General features: G+C 67.0%; 11 protein-coding genes. 9 read left to right on the top strand and 2 right to left on the bottom strand.

The features are described 5' to 3' along the window. Positions 1-207: 207 nt before the first annotated feature. The 8 genes from PMI12_RS05190 (at position 208) to PMI12_RS05155 (ending at position 7,647) form a co-directional block, all read left to right on the top strand. Positions 208-1,653 carry an extracellular catalytic domain type 2 short-chain-length polyhydroxyalkanoate depolymerase gene (locus tag PMI12_RS05190; RefSeq protein ID WP_007829836.1) on the top strand — a complete coding sequence of 482 codons (1,446 nt, stop codon included), beginning with the start codon at positions 208-210 and terminating at the stop codon, positions 1,651-1,653. A 41-nt stretch (positions 1,654-1,694) separates the two neighbouring features. Next, the gene (locus tag PMI12_RS05185) at positions 1,695-2,459 is read left to right on the top strand and encodes an ABC transporter ATP-binding protein (protein WP_007829834.1); all 765 of its coding nucleotides are present in this window, start codon (positions 1,695-1,697) and stop codon (positions 2,457-2,459) included. Next, the gene (locus tag PMI12_RS05180) at positions 2,456-3,187 is read left to right on the top strand and encodes an ABC transporter ATP-binding protein (protein ID WP_007829832.1); all 732 of its coding nucleotides are present in this window, start codon (positions 2,456-2,458) and stop codon (positions 3,185-3,187) included. The genes PMI12_RS05185 and PMI12_RS05180 overlap by 4 nt, the downstream gene beginning before the upstream one ends. 145 nt (positions 3,188-3,332) lie before the next feature. Beyond that, entirely contained in the window at positions 3,333-4,316 is a 984-nt protein-coding gene (locus tag PMI12_RS05175; RefSeq protein ID WP_007829830.1) for a branched-chain amino acid ABC transporter permease, read from the top strand. A 14-nt stretch (positions 4,317-4,330) separates the two neighbouring features. Beyond that, a complete protein-coding gene (locus PMI12_RS05170) occupies positions 4,331-5,398 on the top strand; it encodes a branched-chain amino acid ABC transporter permease (RefSeq protein WP_007829828.1) in 1,068 nt (355 codons plus the stop codon). 115 nt (positions 5,399-5,513) lie between these two features. Further along, the gene (locus PMI12_RS05165) at positions 5,514-6,389 is read left to right on the top strand and encodes an alpha/beta fold hydrolase (RefSeq protein WP_007829826.1); all 876 of its coding nucleotides are present in this window, start codon (positions 5,514-5,516) and stop codon (positions 6,387-6,389) included. 54 nt (positions 6,390-6,443) lie between these two features. After that, a complete protein-coding gene (locus tag PMI12_RS05160; RefSeq protein ID WP_042672859.1) occupies positions 6,444-6,950 on the top strand; it encodes a DUF1993 domain-containing protein in 507 nt (168 codons plus the stop codon). A 133-nt stretch (positions 6,951-7,083) separates the two neighbouring features. After that, on the top strand, positions 7,084-7,647 hold the full coding sequence (locus PMI12_RS05155) for a thioredoxin family protein (RefSeq protein WP_042672857.1): 564 nt from the start codon (positions 7,084-7,086) through the stop codon (positions 7,645-7,647). A 36-nt stretch (positions 7,648-7,683) separates the two neighbouring features. On the opposite strand, the gene hemH is transcribed toward PMI12_RS05155, so the two are convergent. Next, positions 7,684-8,721: a ferrochelatase gene (gene hemH, locus PMI12_RS05150; protein WP_007829820.1), complete on the bottom strand. Its 1,038-nt coding sequence runs from the start codon at positions 8,719-8,721 to the stop codon at positions 7,684-7,686. Between the two features lie 15 nt (positions 8,722-8,736). On the opposite strand from hemH, the gene PMI12_RS05145 reads away from it, so the two are divergent. Then, complete coding sequence (locus PMI12_RS05145) at positions 8,737-9,468, top strand: HAD family hydrolase (protein WP_007829818.1); 732 nt, start codon at positions 8,737-8,739, stop codon at positions 9,466-9,468. A 3-nt stretch (positions 9,469-9,471) separates the two neighbouring features. Here the strand turns inward: PMI12_RS05145 and PMI12_RS05140 are convergent, their stop codons facing one another. Beyond that, positions 9,472-9,777 (bottom strand): NIPSNAP family protein, encoded by a 306-nt coding sequence (locus PMI12_RS05140; protein WP_007829816.1) that lies wholly within the window; start codon positions 9,775-9,777, stop codon positions 9,472-9,474. Between the last annotated feature and the right edge of the window lie 17 nt (positions 9,778-9,794).

The raw sequence follows: 9,794 nt of genomic DNA, 5'->3' as shown, positions 1-9,794 counted from the left end.
GCGCACTTCGTGTCGCTACGCCTACCCCCTACCGGGGGCAACACCAGCGGCCCGGCAAGCCGGTTCCGCGGTGTTCCTTGAGTGTTCTCCATTTCGCCCTGGAAGGCCACCGGGCGAAGCGCCAGCCTGCGTCTGCGCAGCCAGCCTGATCCACGGCCGATTCGTCAGCAAGCAAGCGTTCGATACCCACAACACAAGGAGACAGCGATGCGATCGATGAACTGGAAGGGATTCGCCGCGGCCGCGGCAATGGCGGTGGCGGCGCATGCCGCCACGGCGGCAGTGCCGCTGCCGGCGCTCGGCGCGAACCCGGCAGAGGTGAGCGTGTCCGGCCTGTCGGCGGGCGGCTTCATGTCGGTGCAGCTGCATGTGGCCTATTCGGCCACCTTCAAACGCGGCGCCGGCGTGGTGGCAGGCGGGCCGTTCTATTGCGCCGAAGGTTCGGTGACCAACGCCACCGGGCGCTGCATGACGCACAGCACCAGCATCCCGGTGTCGTCGCTCGTGAGCACCACCAACAGCTGGGCCGCCAGCGGCGCGATCGACCCGGTGTCGAACCTCAGCGGCTCCAAGGTGTACCTGTTCTCGGGCACATCGGACAACACCGTCAAACAGGCGGTCATGGACGACCTGAAGACCTACTACCAGAGCTTCGTGCCCACCGCCAACACGGTCTACAAGAACAACATCGGCGCCGGCCACGCGATGGTCACCGACGACTACGGCGGCGCCTGCAGCACCACCGCCGCACCCTACATCAACAACTGCGGCTTCGACCTCGCGGGCGAGATCCTCACGCAGCTCTACGGGCCGCTGAACCCACGCAACAATGGCACGCTGGGCGGCACCTTCACCGAGTTCAACCAGTCGGAGTTCATTTCCGGCCACGGGATGGCCGCGACCGGCTGGATCTACGTGCCGCAGGCCTGCACCACCACCTCGTGCCGCGTGCACCTGGTGCTGCACGGCTGCAAGCAGAACTACACCGACGTGGGCGACCAGTACGTGCGCAAGACCGGCTACAACCGCTGGGCCGACACCAACAACATCGTGCTGATCTACCCGCAGACCAGCACGGCCGCCACCAACAGCTGCTGGGACTGGTGGGGCTACGACAGCGTCAACTATTCCAAGAAATCCGGACCGCAGATGGCGGCGATGAAGGCCATGATCGACCGCGTCACCGGCTCGGCGGGCGGCAGCGGCCTGCCCGCGCCCACCGGCGTGGGCACCTCGGGCGCGACCAGCAGCAGCATGGTGATCGGCTGGGCTGGCGTCACGGGCGCCAGCGGCTACAACGTGTACCGCGGCGGCAGCAAGGTCAACGCCTCTCCCGTCGCCGCCACCAGCTACACCGACACCGGCCTGGCCGCATCGACCACGTACAGCTGGACCGTGGCCGCGCTGGACGCGAGCAACGTCGAAGGCGCCATGTCGGCCGCAGCCACGGGCGCCACCACCGCGGGCTCCGGCGGCGGCGAAACGTGCTACACCGCGAGCAACTATACGCACACCGTGGCCGGGCGAGCCTATGCACTGTGGGGCCTTACCTATGCCTACGGCTCGGGGCAGTCGATGGGCCTGTGGAACATCTACGTCACCACCACGCTGAAGCAGACCGGCCCCAACTACTACGTGATCGGCACCTGTTGAGGCCCGTCTTCATTTCTCTTTTCAATTCGCAATGACCAACGATGCTTGAGACCCGGGACCTGACCATCCGCTTCGGTGGGCACGTGGCCGTCAACGGTGTGAGCTGCGCCTTCGCGCCGGGCACGCTGACGGCCATCGTCGGCCCCAACGGGGCGGGCAAGACCACTTACTTCAACCTGATCTCGGGCCAGCTGAAGGCGAGCGCCGGCACGGTCTCGCTCGACGGGCACTCGCTGTCGGGCCTGTCGCCGTCGGCGCGCACGCACGCGGGGCTGGGGCGCGCCTTCCAGCTCACCAACCTGTTCCCGAACCTCACGGTGCTGGAGAACGTGCGCCTCGCGGTGCAGGCCACGCGCGAGGGCGCGCACCGGCGCGGGCTCAACCTGTGGAGCATCTGGAGCGACCACAAGGCGCTGACCGAGCGCGCGGACCAGATCCTTGGGGACGTGGCGCTGAAATCGCGCGAGCACGCGACCGTGGCGAGCCTGCCGCACGGCGACCAGCGCAAGCTCGAAGTGGCGTTGCTGATGGCGCTGGAGCCGAAGGTCTTCATGTTCGATGAGCCCACGGCCGGCATGAACGCGGCCGAGGCGCCGGTCATCCTCGACCTGATCCGCAAGCTCAAGCAGGACAAGAGCAAGACCATCCTGCTGGTCGAGCACAAGATGGACGTGGTGCGCGAGCTCGCGGACCGCATCATCGTGCTGCACAACGGCACGCTGGTGGCCGACGGCGAACCGGCGGAGGTGATCGCCTCGCCGGTGGTGCAGGAGGCGTACCTGGGCATCGCGAAGGAGGCTGCATGAGCGCCGAGAATCTTCTTCTGAGCCTCGAGGGCGTGCACACGCACATCGGGGCGTACCACATCCTGCACGGCGTCGATCTTGCCGTGCCGAAGGGCCAGCTCACGATGCTGCTGGGCCGCAACGGCGCGGGCAAGACGACCACGCTGCGGACCATCATGGGCCTGTGGCACGCGTCGCAGGGCAGGGTGCGCTTCGGGGACAAGGAGATCACCGCACAGCACACGCCGCAGATCGCCGGCCTGGGCATTGCCTACGTGCCCGAGAACATGGGCATCTTCTCCGACCTCACGGTGAAGGAAAACATGCTGCTGGCCGCGCGCGGCGCCAAGAACGCGCAGCAGATCGACGACACGCGCCTGAAGTGGATCTTCAAGCTCTTCCCCGCGGTCGAGAAGTTCTGGAACCACCCAGCGGGCAAGCTCTCGGGCGGGCAGAAGCAGATGCTGGCCGTGTCGCGCGCCATCGTGGAGCCGCGCGAGCTGCTCATCATCGACGAGCCCAGCAAGGGCCTTGCGCCCGTGATGATCAACAACATGATCGATGCCTTCGACGAGCTGAAGCGCAGCGGCGTGACCATCCTGCTGGTGGAGCAGAACATCAACTTCGCCCAGCGACTGGGCGACACCGTCGCTGTGATGGACAACGGCCGCGTGGTGCACAGCGGCTCGATGGCGGCGTTCTCCGAGGACGCGCAACTGCAGCAATCGCTGCTTGGACTGGCTCTATGAAGTATTCGATGTATTTCTCCCTCCCCCTTTGGGGGAGGGTTGGGGTGGGGGCTCGCGGCCTTCGATGCAGCGCGGCCTTGCAAGCGCCGCCAGCCCCCATCCCAGCCTTCCCCCATAGGGGGAAGGAGCACGAGGGAGCGCGCGCATGACGAAGATCGACTTCGACTGGAAACCGCTGCTGCTCGCGCCGGTGCTCGCGTTGGCCGCGCTGCCCCTCACCGGTTCCTTCTCCACCTGGCTCACGCTCACGGTCGCGGGTTTGGCGATGGGCATGATCATCTTCATCATCGCCTCGGGCCTCACGCTCGTGTTCGGCCTGATGGATGTGCTGAACTTCGGCCACGGTGTGTTCATTGCGCTCGGCGCCTTCGTGGCCAGCAGCGTGCTCGGCCTGATGGGCGACTGGACCGGCTCGGGCGAGCTGTGGCGAAACCTCGTGGCCGTGTTCCCCGCGATGCTGGTCGCGATGGCGGTGGCCGGTGCCGTGGGCCTTGCCTTCGAGCGCTTCATCGTGCGGCCCGTGTACGGCCAGCACCTGAAACAGATCCTCATCACCATGGGCGGCATGATCATCGGCGAAGAGCTCATCAAGGTGATCTGGGGCCCGGGGCAGGTGCCGCTGCCCTTGCCCGACGCGCTGCGCGGCTCGCTGCTGGTCGGCGACGCGGCCATCAGCAAGTACCGGCTGCTCGCGGTGGCTGTGGGCGTGGTCGTGTTCGGCCTGCTCGCATGGACGCTGGGCCGCACCAAGATCGGCCTGCTGATCCGCGCCGGCGTGCAGGACCGCGAGATGGTCGAGTCGCTGGGCTACCGCATCGGGCGGCTCTTCGTCGGCGTGTTCGTGGTGGGCAGTGCGCTGGCCGGACTGGGCGGTGTGATGTGGGGCCTGTTCCAGCAGAATCTCGTGCCGCAGATGGGCGCGCAGGTCAACGTGCTGATCTTCATCGTGATCATCATCGGCGGGCTGGGTTCGACCGGCGGGGCGCTGATCGGTGCGCTGCTGGTGGGGCTCATGACCAACTACATCGGCTTCCTTCTGCCCACGCTCACGCAGTTCGCGAGCATCTTCCTGATGGTCGCGGTGCTGCTGTGGCGTCCGCAGGGCGTGTATCCCGTGGCAAATCGCTGAGAAAGAAGACGTCAATGTTCCTGAAACGACTTCTCTCCAATGACATGCCGCGCAGCCGCTTGCTCGCGCTGCTGCTGGTCGCGTTGTTCATTGCGCTCGCTTTTGCGCCGTTCATCTTCCCGGGCGTGAAGGCGCTCAGCGTCGCGGCCAAGATCCTGGTGTTCGTGGTGCTGGTCGCGAGCTTCGATCTGCTGCTGGGCTACACCGGCATCGTGAGCTTCGCGCACACGATGTTCTTCGGCATCGGGGCGTACGGCATCGCGATCTCGGCGACGCGGCTCGGGCCTAACTGGGGTGGGGTGCTGGTGGGGCTGGGCGCCTCGCTCGCGATCTCGCTGCTGCTCTCGTTCGCCATAGGCCTGTTCTCGCTGCGGGTGCGCGCGATCTTCTTCGCGATGATCACGCTGGCCGTGGCCTCGGCCTTCCAGACGCTGGCTTCGCAGCTTTCCGACTTCACCGGCGGCGAGGACGGCCTGACCTTCAAGCTGCCCGAACTGATCTCGCCGAGCTTCGAGTTCGCGGAAGAGCCTTTCCTCGGCGTCTCGCTCGACGGCCGGCTGCTGTGCTACTACCTGCTGTTCGTGGCGGCGGTGGTGCTGGTGCTGGCGCTGCTGCGCATCGTGAACTCGCCCTTCGGCCGCGTGCTGCAGGCTATCCGCGAGAACGAGTTCCGCGCAGAGGCCATCGGCTACCGCGTGGTGGTGTACCGCACCACGGCCGCCGTGCTGTCGGCGCTGTTCGCCACGCTGGCCGGCGCGATGCTCGCGGTCTGGCTGCGCTACAACGGGCCCGACACCTCGCTGAGCTTCGAGATCATGATCGATGTGCTGCTGATCGTGGTGATCGGCGGCATGGGCACGATCTACGGCGCGGCCATTGGCGCGGTGCTGTTCGTGGTGGCGCAGAGCTACCTGCAGGACCTGCTGCGCATAGCCAGCGAGGCGGCGAGCGGCTTGCCCTGGCTGGCTGCGCTGCTGTCGCCCGACCGATGGCTTCTGTGGCTGGGCGTGCTTTTCGTGCTGTCCGTCTATTACTTCCCCACCGGCATCGTCGGAAAACTGCGTGCGAGGGCGGCCAAATGAAGCTCACCCCCAGGCTTCGCGCACTTCGTGTCGCTACTCCCACCCCCTTGCAGGTGGCCGTGCCAGCGGCCCGGCAAAGCCGGTTCCGCGGCACGCCTGAAAGGGAATCACAGAAATGAACTTGCCACTTTCCCGCTACGCCCAGCTCGCGGGCCGCGAAATCCACTGGCTCGACTGGGGCGCGCCGGAGGCGCCGGTGGTCATCGCATGGCACGGCCTGGCGCGCACCTGCCGCGACATGGACGAGCTGGCGCAGCACTTCGCCTCGCGCGGCTTCCGCGTGATCTGTCCCGACACCATCGGCCGCGGCCTGAGTCAGTGGAGCCCGCTGCCCGACGAGGAATACAAACTCTCGTTCTATGCGCGCATCGCCAATGCGCTGTGCGACGAACTGCAGCTCGGGCGTGTGCATTGGGTCGGCACCTCGATGGGCGGCGCCATCGGCACGGTCTGCGCGTCAGGCCTGTTCGAGCCTCGCATGAAGGCGCGCATCGCGAGCCTGGTGCTCAACGACAACGCGCCCGAGCTGGCGCAGCCGGCCATCGAGCGCATCCGCGCCTATGCGGGCGAGCCGCCGTCGTTCGATACAGTGGCCGAGCTGGAGGCCTTCTTCCGCACGGTCTACAAGCCCTATGGCTGGCTCAGCGATGCGCAGTGGAGGCGCCTGACCGAAAGCTCCACGCGCCGGCTGGCCGACGGCCGCGTCACGCCGCACTACGACCCGGCCATGGTCCGCCAGTTCAGCGCGCACGACAACGACTACCTGATCTGGCCGCACTACGACACCATCGAGGTGCCGGTGCTGTGCCTGCGCGGCGCGGAGTCGGACCTCGTGCTGCCCGAGGTGACGCAGCAGATGCAGCAGCGAGGGCCGGGCGCCGCCGGGTTGCTGGAGGTGGTCGAAATCCAGGGCTGCGGCCACGCGCCCGCGCTCAACGTGCCGGAACAACTGGAGCTGATCGAAGGGTTTATTCGCGCGGCCGGATCCTGAGGCTCGGGCGGCGTGACAATCGCCGCCGATTCCAACCACAAGGCCTCGAACACCATGGCGCTCTCGATGTACGACCTGTCCGTGCCCGTCTTCATCCGCGGACTCGGACAACTCACCCATTTTCTCGACAAGAGCCTGGCGCATGCCAAGGCCAACGGCATCGATCCGGCCACGCTGGTCGAGGCGCGCCTCGCGCCCGACATGCTCACGCTGGCCGGCCAGATCCAGCGCGCGAGCGACGCGTCGAAGCTGGGTATGGCCCGTATCGCGGGCATCACCGTGCCGAGCTTTCCCGATGAGGAAAAGACCTGGGACGACCTGGTGGCGCGCATCGCGAAGACGCACGACTTCCTCGCGGGCGTGGACCGGGCGCTGATCGACGGCCAGGAAGAGCGGCCCGTGACCATCAAGGCCCGCGAGGGCGAGGCGCATTTCACCGCGCAGCGCTACCTGCTGCAGTTCGCGCTGCCCAACTTCTTCTTCCACGTGACCACGGCCTACGACGTGCTGCGCCACAAGGGCATGCCGATCGGCAAGATGGACTATCTGGGCAAGTTCTGAAGACCGGGCGCCTTCACGGCGCCGGGACAAACTTCAAATTGCCGTGACACATGCGCACGCAGCGCGTGCGCCGCAAACAATCGCGCCTGACCGCTGTCGGTCTGACACGAACAAGGTTGCGATCATGAAGAGCATGGTGTCCAGAAGGGCGTTCTCGGGGTTCGCCGTGGGGGCCTTGGCGCTTGTCACGGCAGCAGGCGGCGGGTGGCCGGCGCGCAGTGCACTGGCCGCGTCGCTGGGCCTGCGAGACTACGGCACGGCGCCCGAGTTCGCGGGCATCGACAAGTGGCTCAACTCGGAACCGCTCACGTTGCAGGGGCTGGCCGGCAAGGTGGTGCTTGTCGATTTCTGGACTTACTCCTGCATCAACTGCATCCGCACGCTGCCGCACGTGGTGCGCTGGTACGAGAAGTACAAGGACCAGGGCTTCGTGGTGGTGGGCGTGCATTCGCCCGAGTTCGCGTATGAAAAATCGACGCGCAACGTGCAGGACGCGATCGAGCGCTTCAACATCCGCTACCCGGTGGCGCAGGACAACAGCTTCACCACCTGGAGGGCCTACAACAACCAGTACTGGCCAGCGTTCTATCTGGTCGACAGCAAGGGGCAGGTGATGCGGCAGCACTTCGGCGAAGGGGAGTACGCCGAGATGGAGGCCGCCATCGAGGTGTTGCTGGCGCGCAGGCCGGCGGGTTGAGCGCGCTTGGTCATTCCGGCGACGAGACGATGCGCTTCATGCCATGACGGATGTCCGTTGCGTGGGCCAGCCCGCCAGGTTGCGCTCGGCGATGTCCGCGAGCGCGGTGATCCATGCCGGGCTGTCGTTGAGGCAGGGGATGTAGCTGAAGGCCTGGCCGCCCGCGTGCATGAAAGCCTCGCGGCCTTCCATGGCGATTTCTTCGAGCGTCTCCAGGCAGTCGGCTGGGAACCCCGGGCACACCACGTCGACCCGTTTGATGCCGGAGGCACCGAGTTCGCGCAGCGTGGGCTCGGTGTAGGGCTCGAGCCACTTGGCACGGCCGAAGCGCGACTGGAAGGTGACGCGGTGCTGGGCGGCCGTGAGGCCTAGCCGCGCCGCGAGCAGGTGAGCGGTCTCGAGGCACTGCGACTGGTACGGATCGCCCAGCGCGATGTTGCGCGCGGGAATGCCGTGGAAGCTCATCAGCAGCACTTCGCCGCGGCCTTCGGCCTTCCAGTGCTTCTCGATGCCTTGCGCCAGCGCTTCGATGTAGGCCGGGTCGTCGTGGTAGTCGTTGACGAAGCGGAACTCCGGCAGGCGGCGCTGCCTGCGGCTCCAGTCGTTCACCGCGTCGATCACGCTGGCCGTGGTGGTGGCCGAGTATTGCGGGTAGGCCTGCAGCACCAGCACGCGCGTGGCGCCTTCGGCCTGCAGCGCGTCGAGGCGGGAAGCGATGGACGGGTTGGCATAGCGCATCGCGTCGCGCACCGTCACGCGGTGGCCGCGCTCGCCGAGCCAGCCGGCCAGCAGCGTGGCCTGCTTCTGCGTGAACACTTTCAAGGGGGAACCCTCGGGCGTCCAGATGCTCGCGTACTTGGCGGCCGACTTCGCCGGGCGTGTGCGCAGGATGATGCCGTGCAGGATCAGTGCCCAGATCGCCCTCGGGATTTCGACCACGCGCGGGTCGCCCAGGAAGTCGGCGAGATAGGGCCGAACGGCGGCTGCGGTGGGCGCGTCGGGCGAACCCAGGTTACACCAGAGCACAGCGGTGCGCGGGGTACTTGAGGAGGCGTTCTCGTGGGTCGAAGGCATGCGATATTCTCGGGCATGACTTCCGCTTCCCCGGTGCCTGCGGGCGCCGCGCCCCTCGATCTCAAGCGCATCTCGGCGATCTCTCTCGACCTCGACGACACCCTGTGGCCGATCTGGCCGACCATTGAACGCGCCGAGGCCGTGCTGCATGCATGGCTGCTGCGGGAGGCGCCGAAGACGGCTTCGCTGCTGATGACGCCCGGCATCCTGCGCGAGCTGCGCGAAGCCACAGCCAAGGAGCGCTCCGACCTCGCGCATGACCTGAGCGCATTGCGCCGTGAGTCGATCCGCACCGCGCTCACGCGGGCTGGCGAAGACCCGGCGCTGGCCGACCCGGCCTTCGACGCCTTCTTCGCGGAGCGCCAGCGCGTGACGCTGTACGACGACGCGCTGCCCGCGCTGAAGTGGCTCAGCGAGCGCTATCCGCTGGTCGCGGTCTCGAATGGCAATGCAGACATCCACAAGACCGGCGTCGGCCGCTGGTTTCGCACCGCCTTCAATGCACGCGCCTTCGGCAGCGGCAAGCCGCACGCGCCGATCTTCCGCGCCGCCGCGGCTTCGGTCGGCCTGTTGCCGAAAGACGTGCTGCACGTCGGCGACGACGCCGAGCTCGACGTGGTGGGCGCGCTCAATGCCGGCATGCAGGCGGCCTGGCTGGTGCGCGACGAGCGGCCCTGGGTGCACGGCGCGCGGCCGCAGCTGATCGTGCCGAACCTGCACGCGCTGTGCATGGCGCTGGGCGGCTGAGCGCTATTTGAAGACCGGTCGGAAGAAGCTGCGCTCGTAGCTGAGGAAGCAGCGCGTGTCCTGCGCGTACTTGAACGCGGCCTGGCATTCGGGGTCCTGCATCGAGTCGGCGCGGTACTTTTCGTACGCGGCCAGGCTCGGGAAACTGAACATCGCCAGGGCCAGGTCGTTCGCGCCCTCGGAGGGCAGGAAGTAGCCGTGGTGCTGGCCGCCGAACTTCTCGACCAGCGGAATCCAAAGCCTGCCGTAGTGCTCGAACTCCTTGAGCTTGTAGGGGTCGACGATGTAGCGCAGGTAGCAGGTGACCATGGATGTTGTTCCGGCTG

This window comes from Variovorax sp. CF313 (genome assembly GCF_000282635.1).
GTDB lineage: Bacteria > Pseudomonadota > Gammaproteobacteria > Burkholderiales > Burkholderiaceae_C > Variovorax.
The sequence above is the reverse complement of the archived record's forward strand: the minus strand, read 5'-3'. Positions and strand labels throughout refer to the sequence as shown.